This is a genomic window from Streptomyces sp. NPDC087428 (assembly GCF_044744085.1).
Taxonomy (GTDB): domain Bacteria; phylum Actinomycetota; class Actinomycetes; order Streptomycetales; family Streptomycetaceae; genus Streptomyces.
Genome location: NZ_JBIUXR010000030.1, coordinates 19,574 through 38,348 on the forward strand (window position 1 = coordinate 19,574; position 18,775 = coordinate 38,348).

Sequence of the window (18,775 nt, forward strand, 5' to 3'; positions counted from 1 at the left end):
GGTGATCAGTGACCCATGCCCAATCCGCCGTCAACAGGGATGACGGCTCCAGTGATGTACGACGCGTCGTCGGAGGCGAGGAAGCGCACCGCGGCGGCGATCTCCGCGGGCTGCGCGTAGCGCGCGAGCGGCACCTGGGCGACGATGCCCTTGCGCTGCTCCTCGGTGAGCGCCTGCGTCATGTCGGTGTCGACGAAACCGGGCGCGACGACGTTGAAGGTGATGTTCCGCGAGCCCAGCTCGCGGGCCAGCGACCGGGCGAAGCCGACCAGACCGGCCTTGGACGCGGCGTAGTTCGCCTGTCCCGCGGAGCCGAGGAGGCCGACGACCGAGGAGATCAGGACGACCCGGCCCTTCTTGGCGCGCAGCATGCCGCGGTTGGCACGCTTGACGACCCGGAAGGTGCCGGTGAGGTTGGTGTCGAGTACGGACGTGAAGTCGTCCTCGGACATCCGCATCAGCAACTGGTCCTTGGTGATACCGGCGTTGGCGACCAGCACCTCCACGTTGCCGTGCTTCTCCTCGATCTCCTTGTAGGCCTGCTCCACCTGCTCGGCGTCGGTGATGTCGCAGCGGACCGCGAGAACACCGGCCTCGGTGAGCGCCTGGGGCGGCTCGCCGGAACGGAAGGTGATCGCGACCTTGTCGCCGTTGTCGACGAAAGCGCGGGCGATGGCGAGGCCGATGCCCCGGTTTCCTCCGGTGACGAGAACCGAGCGGCTCAACGGATCACCCTTTCCATAGCTGTCTGGTACCTCGAAAACCTATCGGTACCGTCCGCTTCCCGAGGAATCGGCCTCTGACAGCGCCTTCGGCCGGTCACTGTGGGGTTCCTACAGTCTGCCCGCCTGTCAGTCCGCCATACCGGGGGCGTGAGCCGACAGCCCCTCGGCACGAGCGGTCTCGAGCATCCTGCGGTCGTAAGTCACCAGGGCGGTCAGGTCGTCCCGCAGCAGGAGCGCGCTGGCCACGTGGATGGCGTCCAGCGTCCTCAGGCGCCCGAACAGCAGAGCAGCCGCGTTACGCACCTCCCGGCTGAGGAGGATCTCGGCGATCCGGGCGTCCAGGTCCTCCATGGCCTTTGGGAACTGACCCATGAGATCCAGCGTCCGTACGGTCTCCACGAAGCCGAGCGTGCTGGTAGCGAGCGGCTCCGTGGTCTGTCCCTGGAGGAAGGTGTCCGGAGCATCCCGGTGGCTTCGCCGGGTCATCCAGGTGACCAGTAGCGGGGACGCGTCCACGTAGATCAACGGTCGTCCTCTGCACGCTCCACCAGCAGCAGCGCCACAGGATCGGCACCTCCCGGCACCTCGTAGTGCGGCATGCTGTGCCGCTCGGCCGCGGTGACCGGCTTCAGCTTGATCTTCCAGTACCACCAAGTGCGCATACCGCTCCACGGGACTGCCGACCGGTGACAGTATCGCGATGACGTTGCCGTGCCGGGTGACCTCGATCGCCTCACCCTTCTCCGACGCGGGCGAAGACCGCGCTGGGATTGGTATGCGAACTCTCGAATGGGAGTGGTGCTCATGGCAGGCTCGTCAGTTGTACCTACGTGTATTCACCGTGACCACAAATGAGGCGCTTGCATGCGGCTGGCCGACCCTGCCACAGCTGGTCGTCACTCTGCGTCCTTCCCTCCCTCCATACCGTCGAGGAGCCGCCGGGCGAGGATTGCGAGCGTCTCCCCCTCCTGCGTGGCCCAACGGGCGGTGCCCTGGTTCGAGACTGGGCGCCCTTCCCAGTCGGCCAGCTCCCACATCCGTGCAATGAGCCCACTGGGCGAGTACGAAAGCCCGTCGGCGGCCCAGACGATCGGGCGCGTCCGGTTGGTCCTAGTCCACTTGGCCAATGCTCGACGCGGGTTGGCAGTGAGCCACTCGGCCAGCGCTTCCTTCTCCGGCTGAAGGTACAGGGCCAGGTGGAGGGGGGCGCCTTCCACCAGAGCACCGCTGTCGACGATCACGTGCACGGCGTTGGGCCTACGTCGCTTGCGCGGCTTGCTCTCCTGCCGCCGGTACTTCGCGGCGGCCTCTCCGGTCCCGCCCCCTTCAAGAGCTGCCAGAACCGCAGTGACGAGCTCAGCGGCCTGCCCAGGGTCGGCGCACACGCGCTGGATACTCGTCCGGGCTCCAACCTCGTCGTCCAAAACCTGTACAAGCACCGGGACCACGCGCTTGACGAGGTTCGGGACCTGTGCCACCGCCTCAGCGGCCCAGGCCAGAGACTGGTCCGGCTCCCCCATGCCGGCGTCCTGAGCAAGCAGCCGCCGGAACGCCAGGTGGGTGATGAGGAAGGCACCGTCGTCGACGACTGCGGCCGCGCGCCCCGCGTACTGCTCGCGCTCCGCACGCAGAGCCGTCCGCACCGCTCGCAGCACCTTCACCGCGTTCCAGGTCTCGTACACGCCAGGCACGGAGCGGAAGAGAGGGTCGTAGATGCCGCTGCCGCCCCGTTCCCACAGCACATCGGTGGAACCGGCCGCCACGAGCCGCGCCGCGAACCGGCTGCCCGTGTGGGCGCAGGCCAGCGCGCACGTGGCCTCCACGACGGAGCAGCCCTCGTCGTCCTGCGGTTCGAGTTCGCTGCGGCGCACGCTGTAGACGAGGCCGAGTTCGGCTCTAAACTCGGCCATGAGCTCTGCCTGGACAGGGTCGAGGGCGATGCGGTCGCGTTCGGTGATGTGGTTCTGCCGGTTGGTGGCCTGGGTGGTTCGGTTGGCGAAGTCGGCGTCGCCGCCGGTGACGATGAAACGAACGGTGACCTGGGCAAGTTCGGCTTCCTCGGCCTGCTGGGCCGCGTCGATGACCGAGCGCACGGTCTGGGCGCCGTTCACCACACTGGCACCGTGGGCCGTCAGGCGGACTGGGTGACGTTCCGGGAACTTCTGCGACACGGGTACAGCGTCCACGGAGTCACACAAAACCGTGATGCCGTTGTTGAAGTACCAGAAGTAGGACGGTTCGTCAGTGAGGGTGTCCACCAGTTCCTTGTTGATGGGGGTCAGACCAAGCGGATTGCGGATGTTGCGGGCGAACAGCTCGTTGCCATGCTCGGCCCAGGTCGCAATCTCCTCCGCCTGCACGATTCCCTCGTATGAGAGATAGGGCAAGGACACACTGAACCAGGGGCGCAGCGTCACTTCCAGGGTGACGGGTTCGCTTCGCTGGTCCTCGCGCACCAGCGCATAAGCCTCCGGGGCATGCAGAAACTTGTGATCGACGTAGTCGCCGTGGGAATTGAACTCGCTCTCGCCATTCTTGATGGCCCGCAATACGCCAGGCGCGGGGTGCTCAGTTCCCATGAGGACGATCACCTGCGTGATCCTGGTCGCCTTCTCACCGATCAGCTCGTGGGCCCGCTTGGCGAGTATCTGACCGCGCGGGTTGAACTGGGCGGACTCTCCCGAGTCGATGAGGGTCAGTCCCACGAAGAGCTTCTGTACTGCGGTCTCGTTCGCCTTTGCCGTCCCGTTCGGACTCCACTTGGCCTGTACGAGGTAGATGTGTGCCGCCGCCTCGTCGATGGCGATGGCGTCGATCCCCTGGTCCTGGCCTCCATCGATGACGCAGTCGGCCGCCTGCTCGGCCGCCCATCCCGTCATGATCCGGACGGCGTGCGCCGCCAGCGCGCGAGACCGGAAGGCGGGCGCGGTCTGTTCGGGCGCCCGGTTGCCGAAGTCGCTCATGTCGATGAGGTCGGCGTACGTTTCGTCGAAGGCACGCTCAGTCTGGCGGACCTGGGTGGGGACGTCGGGTTGCTGCGGAGTGGCGTTCATGGTCTTCCTGTCCGGCCGGCTGCGTGTGGGTGACGGGTGCGGATAAGGGGACGGCGGTCTCAGCCGAGGGAGTCCAGGACCGCTTCGAAGCTCCGCTGCGCGTCGCCGAGGTGGTCGATGATCGAGCGCGCGATGTCGCGTGGATCGCCCGAATCATCCAGTGTGTCGGCGAGGTTGGCCCGCAGGTTGAGGCTGACGCCGGGACTGTCCAGGATCTTTCGTACGGCGTCGCGGTCGTAGCGCTTGAAGCGCGACGATTCGGCACGCCCGGTGAATCGTTCCTCCCCAGGACGGAACGCCTCCAGAAACTCCGCGAAATCCTCCTCGGAAAGAGGGTTCTCGGTGTCCGTGTGGTGGATGTCGCGAGCGTCGTACACCCATAGCTCGTCGGTGTTCGGCTCACCGGTCGGACACCTCACCGACTTAGTGAAGAAGAGGACGTTCGACTTCGAGTTGGTGTCGTGGAACATGCCGGTCGGCAGGCGCAGCAGAGTGTGCACGGTGCAGTTCTTCAACAGCTCCCTGCGGATGGTGGCCGCCGCGCCGCGCTGGAACAGCACACCATCGGGGACGAAGACAGCCGCCCTGGCACCTCGGGGCAGGGTGATGGCCAGATGCTGGAGGAAGTTGGCCGGAAGCGTGGCGTTCTGCGCCCAGAAGTCATCCCGCTGCTCGGTGTTCGTCTCCACGCTCTTGAACGGCGGGTTGCAGATGACGACCGTCGCGGCCACGTCCCGCTCGTGCCGGCGCACCAGCCGGTCCTTCACCCTGAGCGAGTCCGCGCGCAGAACCGGGGGGACGTCGTGGAACTGGCGCCCGGTGTTCAGCAGTACGTTCATCGTCGCCAGGCGACACATCTGTACGTCGATGTCGGCACCGGCTATAGCGGAGGCGTCGACGCGGTCGCCGTGCACCGCCATCTCGCGGTGCACGGCGATCAGACTGGTACCCACCCCGACGGCCGCATCGATCACCCGGTCCTCAGGGGTGAGCGCAAGCGCCTCGGCTATGACCTTCAGGAGGTACGGAGGGGTAAGGAACTGGCCCGTCTCCCGCTTGGCCCGGATGTCGTCGCGGCAGTCGCCGATCAGCAGAGAGAAGGCCACACCGAGTTCGTCCCGCTTCACATCCGCCCAGCGGTACGGGTCGAACTCCTCGATGATCAGCCGTCCGAGTTCTGCCATCCGGTCCACGGGCCAGGGACGGGACTCCTGGAACAGAACGCTGGCGATGGCCCGGCGGGGGTCCTCCGGGTTCGGCCTGCCGAGCTCCGTCATCAGCCGGGTCAGCGTTGCGTGCAGATCCTCCCCACTGGCGAGTACGAGGTGCGGCCAGCTATCCACCGGCGCGATCGGCCTGCTTGCGAACATCCCGGACCGCTGGGTGTGTTCGTGGTCGAGCTTGAGGAAGAGCAGGTAGGCGATGTGCTCGGTGAATTCCAACCGAGTCAGCGCCTTGGCACTGGTCTTGAGTTCGTAGAAACGCTGCCAGCGCTCAAAGATCCTCTTCGCCGTCCAGTGCGTCTCCGGCCCTCTGGCCCCGACTCCGTCGCGCTCTGTCGCCATGCCCCGCCCGTCCTCGTGCGTCCCGGTCCGAGTGGATGCGCCGGCTGGCCGTTCCCCGTCCCGGGCAGCCGCCGACTGTGGCGGCCAAGGCTCTTAACAGCACACCGGACCGGACGACCGGACCGCGGGCGATCAACTCCCTCCCATCGTAGGCATATCTTCACGATCAGTACGACAAGATTGGCAGTCGGTGACGGGGAAGCCCATCAGGCCCCCGCGTCCCCCTCTCCGGGAATCCGGCAGCGCACCTGATTCCCGACCGGCGTCCCCGCAACCCGCCACCCCGGCGCAAGCAGGTCGATCATGGGCAGCCCGCGCCCCGATTCCGCCTCGGGATCATCCATTCGCACACCGCCGACCACGGGCAGCGCCAACCGGTACGGGTCATGCAGCCTGACCCGTACCCCGCGTTCCGCACCGTCGCCGTACCCGCGCGACGGCTCCACGGCCACCTCGGCGACGAGCGGCACGAAATTGCCGCAAGCCCGCACCGCATTCCCGAACAGCTCGGACATCACCAACTGCGCCGCATGCGACTGCCCTTCGCCGACACCTGCGTCGGCGAGCGTCTTGCCAATCAGGGCGCTGGCGGCGCGGAGATGGTCCGTGGTGGCGGAGAGGTGGAGGACGAAGCCGGTGGAGGTGGAGGCGTGGTACCAGCCGAGGGAGTGAGGCATGGGGGGCTCCTACGTCGGGGAAACAGACCTTGGTCGGCCTACGCTGACTTGAGAGTGCTTCACCGCACATCGAGGTAGCAACCTTTCTACCCAAATGGGTGGCACTTTCGAATTGGCCCCTCTCGCGACTTGGAAATGGCAGCATGTCTTCATGCCGAATGCCCCTCTGACCCCCACTGTCAGGCGCCGTCGCCTCGGAGGCGCACTGCGCAGGCTCCGCAACGAGGCTGGACTGAGCCTGGATCGCGCCGCCGTTGCAATGGGATGGCAGAGCCCGAAGATGTCGAAGATCGAGAACGCCGTACAGGCGATCCGGCCGGCTGACCTCGAACAGCTGCTCGTTGTTTACGGAGTTTCCGACCCTCAAGTCCGTGACGTCTTGGAGCAGCTGCGGAGCGACGCCGCAAAGAAGGGCTGGTGGCAGGCATACGCGCAGGTTGTCAGCCCCCTGTACGCGGACTACATCTCCCTGGAGACCGACGCCGAGGTGGTGTGCTCCTGGTCACCGCTCCTTGTCCCCGGGCTCCTGCAAAGTGCCACGTACGCACGCGAGACGATCTCCGGAATCACCACCACTCGGAGCTCCGAGGAGGTCACGGCGCTGGCGGAAGTACGCATGGCTCGCCAGTCCGTACTCACCCGGCCCGGCGCTCCTCTGGAGTTCTGGGCGATCATGCATGAGGCGGCCCTGCACCTGAGGTTCGCCAGTCGCCCCGACACCATGCGGGAGCAATTGCGCAGACTGCGTGAGACCGCAGAGCTTCCCAATGTGACGGTGCAGTTGATGCCCCTCAGTGCGACGCCTCACCCCGGGCTCGAGGGCGGCTTCTCTCTCACTAAGTTCCGAGCGCCCCTGCCAAGCGTCGTCCTCTTGGAGAACCCCGGCGGAGCCACATACGTTGAGGGTGAAGACGCGGTCCCCTACGAGCGGGCGTACGAACGCATTCGTGCCACGGCCTTGCCCGTCGAGGACTCGCTCGTCCGCATCGCCGAGCTGGAAGAGAGCTTCAGAAAGTGACGGACCACAAGACCGAGCTGTACAAACAGGACCTCACCAACGCCGACTGGCACAAGGCGACAGCCAGTGGGGCGGAGAATGACTGCGTCCAGATCGCCGAACTGCCGCACGGAGCACGGGCCGTACGGGACTCGAAGAACCTGGAACGGGAACCGCTGCGGTTCACCGCGTCGGAGTGGGCCGCGTTCCGGACAGGCGTGATAGCGGGCGAGCTCTGAGCCCGCAGAGAAGGGCACGACGGAGGGCCCGCGGTTCCGGAAGAACCACGGGCCCTCCGTCCGTTCCTACTTGTCGCCGCCTGACGGCGGCACATCCTTCTTCAATGCCTGGGCCACGGCGGTGAACTCGGCCAGTGCCACTTCGAGCTCGTCGACAATCTCCTGGGCGATCACGTCCGGCGACGCGTATGTCGCGGTCATGGCGGAATCGGACTTCAGGACCGTGAGGTCGAGGTTGACCTTGTCCCGTGCGATCAGCTCGTCGTAGTCGTAGGCACGGAAACGGTCGCTCGGGGTGCGCTTGGTGAAGTCCGTGCCGCCGGAGTGGTAGGCGGCGACGAAGTCGTCGAGGTGCTGGCGACCCAGCTGGCGCTGCTTGAGAGTGAAGCGCTGATCGGTGCGGAAGTCGTAGACCCAAAGTTTGCGGGTGCCGGGGCGGCCTCCGGTGCGCTGGCCCGTCTTGCCGAAGAACAGGATGTTGGCCTTGACGCCGTTGGCGTAGAAGATGCCGGGGGGCAGGCGCAGGAGAGTGTGGATATCGCAGAGGTTGAGAAGGTTCCTGCGAATGGTCTCGCCGGCACCGCTCTCGAAGAGGACGTTGTCGGGGAGGACCAGGGCGGCCCGACCGTTGGTCTTCAGCAGGTTGTAGATGTGCTGGACGAAGTTGAGCTGCTTATTGGTCGTCTGCGCCCAGAAGTCGGTGCGGGCCGTGTACGACTCGCCGGTCACCGAGCCGACGCCGAAGGGCGGGTTGGCAAGCACCATGTCGTAGTGCCGCTTCGGGGGGCGGGCGAGTGAGTCCTGAATGGTGATGAGCGGCTTGGCCTCGGAGTTTCCGATGCCGTGCAGCAGCATGTTCATCAGGGCGAGGCGGCCGGTCTCACGAACGAGCTCATAACCGGTGATCGCACCGGTCTGGAGAGCCCGCCCCTTGTCGCCATAGAGCTCGTCCTCGTAGTGCTGGATGAGGTGGGCATGCGCCGCGATGAGGAAGCCGCCAGTACCGCAGGCCGGGTCGGTGATGGTCTCACCGGGCTTCGGCTGGACGCAGTCGACCATCGCGTCGATGAGGGGGCGGGGTGTGAAGTATTGGCCCGCGCCGGTCTTGCGGTCCTCGGCGCCACGCTGGAGAAGCCCTTCATAGGCGTCGCCCTTGAGGTCTTGATTCTCGGTGGTCCAGGTGTGGGGATCGATCAGGTCCTTGATCAGCCGTTCGAGGACCGCAGGTTCCTGGATCTTGTTCTGCGCCTTGGTGAAGACCTCGCCAAGCATGGTCCCGCCGCGCTGACCGAGGTCCTTGAGGATGAACTCGTAGTGGTCGAGCAGTGCCTCGGCAGATCGGGTCATCAAGCTCTTCCAGTCCCGTCCCTCGGGCACGAGGGGCTGTTCGGGGGCGTTGCGCCGGAAGACGGCCGGGCGGTTTGCACGCTCGTCGGCCATCTTTAGGAAGAGGAGGTACGTGAGCTGCTCGACGTAGTCGAGGGTCGAGACGCCGGAATGGCGAAGCAGTTCGCAGTACGACCAGAGACGGTTGACGAGGGTGGAGGTCGAGACCGGGGCCGCCGGGGCGGCCTTGGTCTTGCCCTTGGCTCCGGTCTCGCGGGGGGTGGCCGCGCCGGGCGCGTACTCGGCCTCCGCGTTGGCGGGGCTCTCGGAGGCCGTGGTCTCGGTACTGCTGCTCATGTTCGTGCTCACAAGGGAAGTGTGTCCTGGGTACCGGCCGGAACCGGCCGGCCGGAGGTCTCGGGTGCGGCCGGGGATGCCTTGCAGGGCGCGCGCTTGCGCTTGGCCGGTTTGGAGGCGGCGGCCCGCTGCGTGCGACTCCGGTCGAGGAGGACGGACGCGTGCTCATCGTCAGGATCCTGGGGAACGAGGGCGCCAATGAAGGCTGCGTGGAGGAGGGCGTTACGCAAACTTTCGCCCTGCTCGCGCACGCCCTGAATCACCTGCTGGGCAGACCTCGCCTCCGCCAGGCGAATTTCAACAGCCTTGACCAGAACGTCTTGCATAGACTTTGGCGGCACGGGGATAGGCATCAGCTTGATTGTTCGAAGACTGATAGAGGCAAGATTAACCGTCTGCCTCCCGTTGCGATCACACCAGTTTTTACCGAATGCGTTGGAATGCCAGGCAAGCAGCCTGGGGTCCAGCATCTTGCCTCTGATACGCGCGCGAAAAACGTGATTCTGGTGAATACAGTCCTCTATCTGCCCTTCCCAAATCCACCCGCGCCCCAGCTTGTCTCGGTCTCCCCCCTCATTTAGGAGAACATCACCGGATTCAAGCTTCAAAGAATGAGCCTTCTTCGCAGGCAACCTGATTCTTTCCACGCGATCAAGCACAAGGCGTCCACGCTGCACATTCGCAACCCGGAGGTACGGAACTTCAACATACTCGGGGTCGCCCTGTTTCTTGCCATCTTTCGTGACTCCACCAACTACTTCGGCAATGTCCCCGAGACGCACCCATTTCCATCCGAGCGGAAGATCAGGAAGTACGCCGTCATCAACATCTGCGGGTTCAAGCGAGGTAGGCAAGCACTCGACTCCGTACAGTCCACCTAGTGCACCACAGCCGGTAATCAGATCTTCCAAAACTGCGGAGGCAGTCAAAGCAGCCCGCACCGCCTCCTCTCCCGCCTCAACATGTGCCAGCTGATCGTCCAGCTTGGCGACGATTCGGTGCTGTTCGGCGAGGGGTGGCACAGGGATCTCCAGCTCCGCCAGGTACGGGCGCGGAACGCGACGCTGCCCCACAGCGCCAGCCATGTGCCGCTCGGCTGTCTTCCGGATGTTCGATTGCAGCAAGAAATGCATCAAATATTCAGGGAGCACGGCTCCGCGGCTCCGCAGCACATGAAATTCCGTACTTCCCAGAGCGCGCCCGCCAGTCAGCCCCTGCGCCTTCGCGATCTTCCCATTCTCCATGCAGGGCGTGATCTTAGCGAAAAGTACGTCGTTCTCCTGGAACCTGGTGAGCGACTTCTTCTTCAGATCTCCATATCGCACCCGCATCGATGCGTCCATACGCCCCGTCGCCACCTCGACAGCAGCCATCGGAACCTGCGAAATCAACTCGCCGTCGGCCGGTTCCTCGTCAAAACCACGAGGATTTACGTCACACAGCTCACCGATCGTTGCCCGAACCCACCCCTCAGGCAGCTCCGCTGCAACACCCTCCTCGGCCCCCGAGCCCTCCGGCTCCGGCCCCGTTCCCGAGTCGGTCGTCACGCGCTCAGCTCCCTGTCCAATTCAGTGATGATGTGTTCGGCCCGCTTTCCCCCGAATTCGGCGATGAAGCCGTCCGTACCATTGTGTTTGGTGAAAGGGGGGTAATCCAGGTCAGCGGTGTCGAAGCGTACACGCCTGGCCGTCGCTTCGGCGATGCGGTCGAGCCACCAGTGCTGGCGCGCCGTGAACCGGCTGCCCATCTGTTCCTGACTGGCGATCCAGCGCTGATAGCGCTCGCGTACGAGCCCCTCGTACGGACGTGGAGCAGGCGCCCCCCGCTCCGCGCCGCCCGCGAGCTCGTAACGGAGCAGGGCCAGCAGGTCGGAGGCCGTACGCGTACGACGGGCGCCGTCGGTCACCACCTCACCGAGCCGCTCGTACGCCTGCCAGAGCCGGTCAGGGGTCCAGGAGCGCGGTGGGCGGGCGATCCTGCGGGCCACGTCGTCGAGCCTGTTCATGGCGGCGCTCGGTGGCACGTCCGAGCCGGCGCTGAACGCGATGGACATAGCCGCGATCTCGTCCCGGTTGTCGGCGATGTACTGGCGCCAATCCCGGACGGTCCGCAACGCCGAGTCCTCGTCCTCCACGACCGCGCCCGCGCCCGCCCCGAGCAGCTCGTCCGTGCCGGTCTCGTCGTAGAGGATGTCCTTCGCTCGCCGCATCTCCAGCAGCCTGGCACGCAGCGGTGGCTGGGCTGCGAGTGGCCGCACGGCCCATTCGATGAGGTCGCGTACCGCGTGCTCGGGATCGCGGCCGGCGCGCTGGGCAGCCTCGCGGGCCTCCAGTTGCCGGTCCGCCGAGACGGCGTCGACCATTCCATGGACGATCTTCGTCAGCTCCAGTCCACCGCTCAGGCGCTGGATCTCGGCGCGTTCCTCATCCGTCATCTGGACATCGAGCTTGGCAAGGCGGGCCGCGAGGGTGGAGACCTCTTCCTCCTCGATGGTGTTCGCGGCGGTCTTGCGGAGCAGCTTCTCCAGGCTGATCTGTTTGTCGGTGTGGCGTTCCAGCGGTGCCGCGTCGACCTTCGGCTTTTTCGTCACACCGACCGCGTCGACGATCACGAAGCGGGTTTTCGGGCCCACGCCGGGGGTGACCTTCTCGAACTCCGTGAGGGACAGAGTCCGGGCGCCGCGGCCCTTCATCTGCTCGAAGTAGGCCCAGCTCTTGACGTCCCGCAGGAACAACAGACATTCAAGCGGCTTGACGTCCGTGCCGGTGGCGATCATGTCGACCGTGACCGCGATCCGCAGGTCGGGCAGGTTTCGGAAGGCAGCCAGGCGTTCGGGGGCGTTGCGGGCCGCGCTGGTGATCTTCGCGCAGAAATCGTTGCCCTTGCCGAAGACGTCGCGGACGACCTCGACGATCTCCTCCGCGTGGTTGTCGTTCTTGGCGAAGATCAACGTCTTGGGCACGTGCATCTCGTCCGGCAGCAAGGCTCCCGTGGCCGGGTCGCGCTTCGCCCGCTCGGGGAAGATCTCCGTGAACAGCCGGTCGTGGAAGGTCTGGACGACCGTACGGAGCTGGTCCTTGCTGATAACCCCGACACCGACCTGGTTCGCTCCGTACGCAATGTCCTCGTCGATGTCCTCGTAGCGCTGGCGGCGCGTGCGGCGGTCACGGACCGGAATGGTGCCCTGCGCGATGACACCGCCCTCGACCGTGATACGTGTGTTGATCTCATAGACGGAGAAGTCGACGTTGACGCGGTCGGCCACAGCCTCCTGATAGGAGTACTCGCTGACCAGGTTGCCGTTGAAGTAGCCGAAGGTCTGGGCGACGGGGGTGGCGGTGAGGCCAACGATGGGGGCGTCGAAGTATTCGAGGACGGAGCGCCACTTGCCGTAGATGGAACGATGGCACTCGTCGACGACGATCAGGTCGAATGCCTCCGGGGGGATGTCCGCGTTGTAGCCGACCTCGATGCCGCCGGGCACGTCGATGTCGTACTCGATCTCCCCGTCCCCTTGCACGGCCCCCGGCAGGCTCGCACCGGTGAGCTCCATGTAGAGGCGCTGCACGGTGGAGATCACGACCTTGGAGGAGGTGAGCATGCCCTCCGCGCCAAGACGCTGGACGTTGTAGAGATCGGCGAACTTGCGATCGGTGTCCGGAGTCTTGAAGTTCTCGAACTCGGCGAACGCCTGCACGCCGAGGTTGTTGCGGTCCACAAGGAATAGGACGCGCTCGGCGCGGGCGTGCTTGAGGATCCGGTACGAGAACGTGACGGCCGTGAACGTCTTGCCGGCGCCGGTGGCCATCTGGACGAGGGCGCGGGCCTGCCCCATGCCCTGCTGCCCTTTACCCAGGGCCAGCGAGTTCTCCACGCCGCGCACCGCTTTGATCTGCGCGGGGCGCAGAGGCCGTTCGTCGAGGTCGGGCATGCGGTGGCGCAGCCGGGCGCGGTAGCTGGGGGTCTGCTCGTCCTCCTCGGCCTGGCGGACCCAGCGAGCGAGAGTACGCGGCTGGTGGAAGAAGAAGATGCGACGAGTACGGGAGTCCGGGTCAAGGACGGACCGGAAGCGGGTCTCTCCGCCATCGCTGACGTAGCGGAACGGGAGCGGAGTGCGCCATGCGTTGAAACGCTGCTGGGCATCGGTGAGATGGTCGGCGTAGCGGTCGGCCTGGGCCTCCGCGGCGGACAGGTCAGCCCCCTCGCGCTTGGCCTCGATGACGCCGACGAGCTTGCGGTCGACGTAGAGGGCATAGTCGGCGCGGCCCCGGGCGGTGGTGACCTCGCGGACGGCGACGCCGTTACCCCGTCGGTCACCCTGGATATGGAGGTTGAGGTCCGCGCCACCGTCCTGGACGTCCCAGCCGGCTGCTGCCAGCATGGCGTCGAGTCGCTTGCGGACCTGTACTTCGGTGAGCGGTTCGCGGGAAGCCTGCTCCGCGTTGTCGAGGAGGCGGGCGCGCTCCGCGACGGCGGCCGAAGCGGCGGCTCGGTCAGTGGTGGCGGTGTGACGGCGGTCGAGCTGAGTCGCCTCGGCAGCGGCCTGGAGTTCCTTGAGCTGGTGCTGCATGGCAGCGACCGCACGGGCCATTTCCTCGCGCTCGGCCTGCGCCTGGGCGAGCTCGCGCTCGACGACGCTCCGGGCGGCCTGTTCGGCCTGGGCCTGGGATGCCTGGTCGTGATAGCTGAGACGGGCCTCTTCTAGTTCCCGGCGTGCCTGGGCGACATCCTGGAGGAGAAGCGCGTTCTCCACGGCGGGGATGCGGTCGGGACTGGGCGGCACGAACGCCAGCTGCTCGCGTGAGCCGGTGAGCAGTCGGTGGTACCAGACTCCGAGGCGGAAGCAGGTACGCAGAGCTCGGAAGGCGTCGTCGGCGTTGTCGAGCCCCGAGTGGTTCGCGTCATTGCCGAGGGTGCGCACCTTGTGAAAGGCAGTGCCCACGTCGCCATGGAGGTAGCCCTCCCGTTCCAGGGCCCGCAGCCGGTCGAACTGGGTGGTGCCTTCTGCGCGGACCCGCCCACGGCTTACGAGGTCGGCCGCCATGGCCTCGGCGAACTGGCGCGATTTGATCAGAGATGTATTCGGGTCACTGAAGACATGGCTCTCGGCGGCGCTTCCATAGGCGACGAGCAGCGCAAGGTGCGGCAGCAGGAAGCCGAAATTGCGAGTCCGTCCTGCCAGGCCTAGAAGTCGAGGGTCCGACGCCTGCGGCACCCCGTCTGCGCTGCTCATGGGGTAGGTACCACCTTCCAGGAGTACGAGAACCACCGCCACTCGTGCGGTGTGATCACCCGTCGAGCCTAACCGGCGACAGGTCCTTGCCGCTGGTTTCTCCGACTCCCTGTTCCAACCGCTGGGCTCAGGCGTATCTCGCTGACGAAAATCCGCGCCACCATGTCGGCGGCATGGTTCACTCACCCGGACCCTGCCATCACCACAAGGGAAGGCCGCCCGTGCCCCATGAGGTAGATCAGTCGTTCCTGGCGCTCCCGCTGCGGCCGCTGGCCGACGCGGCGCTCGCCCGCGCGCGGGCGCTCGGGGCCGTGCATGCCGACTTCCGCTTCGAGCGGGTGCGCAGTGCCACCTGGCGGCTGCGGGACGCCCGGCCGGCCGGGGCGTCGGACAGCACCGACCTGGGGTACGCGGTGCGGGTGGTGCACGGCGGGGCGTGGGGGTTCGCCTCCGGGGTGGATCTGACGATGGACGCGGCGGCGAAGGTGGCCTCGCGGGCCGTCGCCATGGCGAAGCTGTCGGCGAAGGTGATCGCGGCCGCGGGTTCCGACGAGCGCGTGGAGCTGGCCGACGAGCCGGTGCACGGGGAGCGGAGCTGGGTGTCGGCGTACGACGTCGACCCCTTCGGCGTGCCGGCCGAGGAGAAGGCGGGACTGCTCGCCGAGTGGAGCGCCCGGCTTCTGCGGGCGGAGGGCGTCGCGCATGTGGACGCCTCGCTGATGACCGTCCACGAGAACAAGTTCTACGCGGACACGGCGGGCACGGTCACCACCCAGCAGCGGGTGCGGCTGCACCCGCAGTTCACCGCGGTGGCGGTGGACGCGACGAGCGGCGAGTTCGACTCGATGCGCACGATCGCTCCGCCGGTCGGGCGCGGCTGGGAGTACCTGACCGGGACCGGCTGGGACTGGGACGCGGAGCTGGAGAGCATCCCCGCGCTGCTGGCCGAGAAGATGCGCGCCCCGGGTGTCGAGGCGGGGACGTACGACCTGGTGGTCGACCCGTCCAACCTGTGGCTGACCATCCACGAGTCGATCGGCCACGCCACCGAGCTGGACCGGGCGCTGGGGTACGAGGCGGCGTACGCCGGGACCTCGTTCGCGACCTTCGACAAGCTGGGGAAGCTGGCGTACGGCTCCCCGGTGATGAACGTGACGGGCGACCGCACGGCCGAGCACGGGCTCGCGACCATCGGTTACGACGACGAGGGCGTCGAGGCCCAGTCGTGGGACCTGGTGAAGGACGGCACGCTGGTCGGCTACCAGCTGGACCGCCGGATCGCGAAGCTGACGGATCTGGGCCGGTCCAACGGGTGCGCGTACGCGGACTCGCCGGGCCATGTCCCCGTACAGCGCATGGCCAATGTGTCGTTGCAGCCGGATCCGGGCGGGCTCTCCACGGAGGACCTGATCGGCGGGGTGGAGCGCGGGATCTACGTGGTCGGTGACCGGTCCTGGTCGATCGACATGCAGCGGTACAACTTCCAGTTCACCGGTCAGCGGTTCTTCCGGATCGAGAACGGCAGGCTCGCCGGGCAGTTGCGCGATGTCGCCTACCAGGCGACGACGACGGACTTCTGGGGCTCGATGGAGAAGGTCGGCGGCCCGCAGACGTACGTCCTGGGCGGCGCCTTCAACTGCGGCAAGGCCCAGCCCGGCCAAATCGCGGCCGTCTCCCACGGCTGCCCCACCGCCCTCTTCCGGGGCGTCAACATCCTCAACACGACGCAGGAGGCCGGACGATGAGCCGCGTCAGCAAGCCGCACGAGATCGTCGAGCGCGCGCTCGCGCTGTCCACCGCCGACGGCTGTGTGGTCATCGCCGACGAGGAGTCGTCGGCCAATCTGCGCTGGGCGGGCAACGCGCTCACCACGAACGGGGTGACCCGGGGCCGCACGCTCACCGTCATCGCCACGGTCGACGGGGCCGAGGGCACCGCGTCCGGCGTGGTGTCCAGGTCCGCCGTCACCGCCGCAGACCTGGAGCCGCTGGTGCGGGCCGCAGAGGCCGCCGCACGCGGGGCCGGTCCGGCGGAGGACGCGCAGCCGCTGGTCACCGGGGTGCCCGCCTCGCCCGACTTCACGGACGCGCCCGCGGAGACGGACTCCGATGTGTTCGCGGCGTTCGCCCCCGCGCTCGGCGACGCCTTCGCGCGGGCCCGGTCCGGCGGCCGTGAGCTGTACGGCTTCGCCAACCACGAGATGACCTCGACCTACCTCGGTACGTCGACGGGGCTGCGGCTGCGCCACGACCAGCCGAACGGGACGCTGGAGCTGAACGCCAAGTCGCCCGACCGGTCGCGCTCGGCCTGGGCGGGGCGCGCGACCCGCGACTTCAAGGATGTCGACCCGGCCGAGCTGGACGCCGAGCTGGCCCGGCGGCTGAGCTGGGCGGAGCGCCGTATCGAGCTGCCGGCCGGACGGTACGAGACGCTGCTGCCACCGACCTCCGTCGCCGATCTGCTGATCTACCAGCTGTGGTCCTCGACCGCCCGGGACGCCACGGAGGGCCGGACGGTGTTCTCCAGGCCCGGTGGCGGCACCCGGCTCGGCGAGACGCTGTCCGCGCTGCCGCTGACGCTGTCCAGCGACCCGCACGCGCCGGGTCTGGAGTCGGCGCCGTTCGTCGTCGCCCACTCCTCCGGGGACGACGCCTCGGTCTTCGACAACGGGCTGCCGCTGGCCCGTACCGACTGGATCCGGGACGGCCGGCTGGAACACCTGACGACCACCCGGCACACGGCGGGTCTGACGGGGCTGCCGCTCGCCCCGGCGGCCGACAACCTGGTGCTGGAGGGCGGCGGTGAGCGGTCCCTGGAGGAGATGGTGGCCGCGACGACCGGCCGCGGGCTCCTGCTGACCTGCATGTGGTACATCCGCGAGGTCGATCCGGCGACGCTGCTGCTGACCGGGCTGACCCGCGACGGGGTGTACCTCGTGGAGGACGGCGAGGTCGTCGGCGAGGTGAACAACTTCCGCTTCAACGAGTCCCCGGTGGACCTGCTGTCGCGGGCCACGGAGGCGGGACGCACCGAGAGGACACTGCCGCGCGAGTGGGGCGACTGGTTCACCCGGGCCGCGATGCCCGCGCTGCGCATCCCCGACTTCAACATGAGCTCGGTGAGCCCGGGGGTGTGACCCGCCTAGACTGGCTGTTGCAATTCAGTACACGTATCTGAGGAGACACGGAACCGTGACGGACATCGTCGACGAGCTGAAGTGGCGCGGGCTGTTCGCCCAGTCCACTGACGAGGACGCACTGCGCAAGGCTCTCGCGGACGGTCCCGTCACGTTCTATTGCGGCTACGACCCCACCGCGGCGAGTCTGCACGTCGGCCACCTGGTGCAGGTGCTCACCATGCGCCGGCTCCAGCAGGCCGGGCTGCGGCCGCTCGCCCTGGTGGGCGGGGCCACCGGTCAGATCGGTGACCCGCGCCCGACCGCCGAGCGCACGCTGAACGATCCGGAGACGATCGCCGCCTGGGTGGCGCGGCTGCGGTCCCAGATCGAGCCGTTCCTGTCCTTCGAGGGCGAGAACGCCGCGGTCATGGTGAACAACCTGGACTGGACCGCGGGCATGTCCGCGATCGAGTTCCTGCGGGACATCGGCAAGCACTTCCGGGTCAACAAGATGCTCACCAAGGAGTCCATCGCCCGGCGGCTGGAGTCCGACGAGGGCATCAGCTACACCGAGTTCAGCTACCAGCTGCTCCAGAGCATGGACTTCCTGGAGCTGTACCGGCGTCACGGCTGCACCCTCCAGCAGGGCGGCAGCGACCAGTGGGGCAACCTCACCGCGGGCCTGGACCTGATCCACCGCCTGGAGCCGGGCGCCGAGGTGCACGCGCTGGCGACCCCGCTGATGACGAAGGCGGACGGGACCAAGTTCGGCAAGTCCGAGAGCGGCGCGGTCTGGCTGGACCCGGAGATGACGACGCCGTACGCGTTCTACCAGTTCTGGCTGAACGTCGACGACCGGGACATCTCCCGCTACATGCGCATCCTCAGCTTCCTGAGCCCCGCCGAGCTGGAGGAGCTGGAGAAGGTCACCGAGGAGCGGCCGCAGGCGCGCTCCGCTCAGCGCGCGCTGGCCGAGGAGCTGACGACGCTGGTGCACGGCGCGGACCAGTGCGCCGCGGTCATCGCCGCGTCGAAGGCCCTGTTCGGCCAGGGGGAGCTGGGTGAGCTGGACGAGGCGACGCTGGGCGCGGCGCTCTCCGAGGTGCCGCACGCCCGGGTCACCGAGCTGGGTCCGCTGGTGGACCTGCTGGTGGAGGTCGGTCTGGCGCCGAGCAAGTCGGGCGCGCGCCGCACCGTCAAGGAGGGCGGCGCGTACGTGAACAACGTCAAGGTCGCCGACGGTGAGGTGGCCCCGGCCCGCGAGGAGCTGCTGCACGGGCGCTGGCTGGTGCTGCGCCGGGGCAAGAAGAACCTCGCGGCCATCGAGGTCACGGCCGGCTGAGCCGTCACCGGACACCACCGCGGCCGGGGGCGCCGGGGGGGGGGGGGGGGGGGCCCCGCCCCCGGGGGGGACCGCGGGGCCCGGTGTGATGAGTTGACGTGAGCCCCGAGGCGCACCCCCAACCAACGCGCCCCCCCCCCCCA

At 67.3% G+C, this 18,775-nt stretch carries 14 protein-coding genes; 5 read left to right on the top strand and 9 right to left on the bottom strand.

The annotated features are described in order from the left end of the window. Positions 1–5: 5 nt before the first annotated feature. The 6 genes from fabG to ACIO3R_RS38895 all read right to left on the bottom strand — a co-directional run bounded on the left by fabG (position 6) and on the right by ACIO3R_RS38895 (position 6,020). Positions 6–725 carry a 3-oxoacyl-[acyl-carrier-protein] reductase gene (gene fabG, locus ACIO3R_RS38870; protein ID WP_385041118.1) on the bottom strand — a complete coding sequence of 240 codons (720 nt, stop codon included), beginning with the start codon at positions 723–725 and terminating at the stop codon, positions 6–8. A gap of 126 nt (positions 726–851) precedes the next feature. Further along, the gene (locus ACIO3R_RS38875) at positions 852–1,241 is read right to left on the bottom strand and encodes a PIN domain-containing protein (RefSeq protein ID WP_402111852.1); all 390 of its coding nucleotides are present in this window, start codon (positions 1,239–1,241) and stop codon (positions 852–854) included. A gap of 5 nt (positions 1,242–1,246) precedes the next feature. Then, positions 1,247–1,387, bottom strand: coding sequence for a hypothetical protein (locus tag ACIO3R_RS38880; RefSeq protein ID WP_363068745.1), 141 nt, complete (start codon positions 1,385–1,387; stop codon positions 1,247–1,249). A gap of 234 nt (positions 1,388–1,621) precedes the next feature. Further along, a complete protein-coding gene (locus ACIO3R_RS38885; protein ID WP_402111833.1) occupies positions 1,622–3,778 on the bottom strand; it encodes an AIPR family protein in 2,157 nt (718 codons plus the stop codon). Between the two features lie 59 nt (positions 3,779–3,837). Beyond that, positions 3,838–5,343: a class I SAM-dependent DNA methyltransferase gene (locus ACIO3R_RS38890; RefSeq protein ID WP_402111835.1), complete on the bottom strand. Its 1,506-nt coding sequence runs from the start codon at positions 5,341–5,343 to the stop codon at positions 3,838–3,840. 206 nt (positions 5,344–5,549) lie between these two features. Then, complete coding sequence (locus tag ACIO3R_RS38895; RefSeq protein ID WP_402111837.1) at positions 5,550–6,020, bottom strand: ATP-binding protein; 471 nt, start codon at positions 6,018–6,020, stop codon at positions 5,550–5,552. A 151-nt stretch (positions 6,021–6,171) separates the two neighbouring features. Here ACIO3R_RS38895 and ACIO3R_RS38900 point away from each other — a divergent pair, with 151 nt between their 5' ends. Continuing rightward, positions 6,172–7,038: a helix-turn-helix domain-containing protein gene (locus tag ACIO3R_RS38900; RefSeq protein WP_402111839.1), complete on the top strand. Its 867-nt coding sequence runs from the start codon at positions 6,172–6,174 to the stop codon at positions 7,036–7,038. After that, positions 7,035–7,256 (top strand): DUF397 domain-containing protein, encoded by a 222-nt coding sequence (locus ACIO3R_RS38905; protein WP_402111841.1) that lies wholly within the window; start codon positions 7,035–7,037, stop codon positions 7,254–7,256. Before ACIO3R_RS38900 ends, ACIO3R_RS38905 begins: the two co-directional genes overlap by 4 nt. Positions 7,257–7,322: 66 nt before the next feature. Here the strand turns inward: ACIO3R_RS38905 and ACIO3R_RS38910 are convergent, their stop codons facing one another. Genes ACIO3R_RS38910 through ACIO3R_RS38920 form a run of 3 tightly spaced genes read right to left on the bottom strand, consistent with a single transcriptional unit; the run spans position 7,323 to position 14,172 of the window. After that, the gene (locus ACIO3R_RS38910; RefSeq protein ID WP_402111843.1) at positions 7,323–8,951 is read right to left on the bottom strand and encodes an N-6 DNA methylase; all 1,629 of its coding nucleotides are present in this window, start codon (positions 8,949–8,951) and stop codon (positions 7,323–7,325) included. Further along, positions 8,948–10,486 (bottom strand): restriction endonuclease subunit S, encoded by a 1,539-nt coding sequence (locus ACIO3R_RS38915; protein ID WP_402111845.1) that lies wholly within the window; start codon positions 10,484–10,486, stop codon positions 8,948–8,950. Before ACIO3R_RS38915 ends, ACIO3R_RS38910 begins: the two co-directional genes overlap by 4 nt. Continuing rightward, positions 10,483–14,172 carry a DEAD/DEAH box helicase family protein gene (locus tag ACIO3R_RS38920; protein ID WP_402111846.1) on the bottom strand — a complete coding sequence of 1,230 codons (3,690 nt, stop codon included), beginning with the start codon at positions 14,170–14,172 and terminating at the stop codon, positions 10,483–10,485. The genes ACIO3R_RS38915 and ACIO3R_RS38920 overlap by 4 nt, the downstream gene beginning before the upstream one ends. A gap of 221 nt (positions 14,173–14,393) precedes the next feature. On the opposite strand from ACIO3R_RS38920, the gene ACIO3R_RS38925 reads away from it, so the two are divergent. The 3 genes from ACIO3R_RS38925 to tyrS are packed head-to-tail and all read left to right on the top strand — an operon-like array spanning position 14,394 to position 18,632. Next, positions 14,394–15,917 (top strand): TldD/PmbA family protein, encoded by a 1,524-nt coding sequence (locus ACIO3R_RS38925; RefSeq protein ID WP_385041121.1) that lies wholly within the window; start codon positions 14,394–14,396, stop codon positions 15,915–15,917. Then, positions 15,914–17,308: a metallopeptidase TldD-related protein gene (locus ACIO3R_RS38930; RefSeq protein WP_385354977.1), complete on the top strand. Its 1,395-nt coding sequence runs from the start codon at positions 15,914–15,916 to the stop codon at positions 17,306–17,308. Before ACIO3R_RS38925 ends, ACIO3R_RS38930 begins: the two co-directional genes overlap by 4 nt. A 55-nt stretch (positions 17,309–17,363) precedes the next feature. Beyond that, entirely contained in the window at positions 17,364–18,632 is a 1,269-nt protein-coding gene (gene tyrS / locus ACIO3R_RS38935) for a tyrosine--tRNA ligase (protein WP_385041972.1), read from the top strand. The last annotated feature ends 143 nt before the right edge of the window (positions 18,633–18,775 follow it).

What these genes read in the sequence shown, in the direction of transcription:
- ACIO3R_RS38895 (WP_402111837.1), bottom strand. Translation starts at nt 6,020, where the DNA reads ATGCCTCACTCCCTCGGCTGGTACCACGCCTCCACCTCCACCGGCTTC.
- ACIO3R_RS38900 (WP_402111839.1), top strand. Translation starts at nt 6,172, where the DNA reads ATGCCGAATGCCCCTCTGACCCCCACTGTCAGGCGCCGTCGCCTCGGA.
- ACIO3R_RS38890 (WP_402111835.1), bottom strand. Translation starts at nt 5,343, where the DNA reads ATGGCGACAGAGCGCGACGGAGTCGGGGCCAGAGGGCCGGAGACGCAC.
- ACIO3R_RS38920 (WP_402111846.1), bottom strand. Translation starts at nt 14,172, where the DNA reads ATGAGCAGCGCAGACGGGGTGCCGCAGGCGTCGGACCCTCGACTTCTA.
- ACIO3R_RS38930 (WP_385354977.1), top strand. Translation starts at nt 15,914, where the DNA reads ATGAGCCGCGTCAGCAAGCCGCACGAGATCGTCGAGCGCGCGCTCGCG.
- ACIO3R_RS38885 (WP_402111833.1), bottom strand. Translation starts at nt 3,778, where the DNA reads ATGAACGCCACTCCGCAGCAACCCGACGTCCCCACCCAGGTCCGCCAG.
- ACIO3R_RS38880 (WP_363068745.1), bottom strand. Translation starts at nt 1,387, where the DNA reads ATGCGCACTTGGTGGTACTGGAAGATCAAGCTGAAGCCGGTCACCGCG.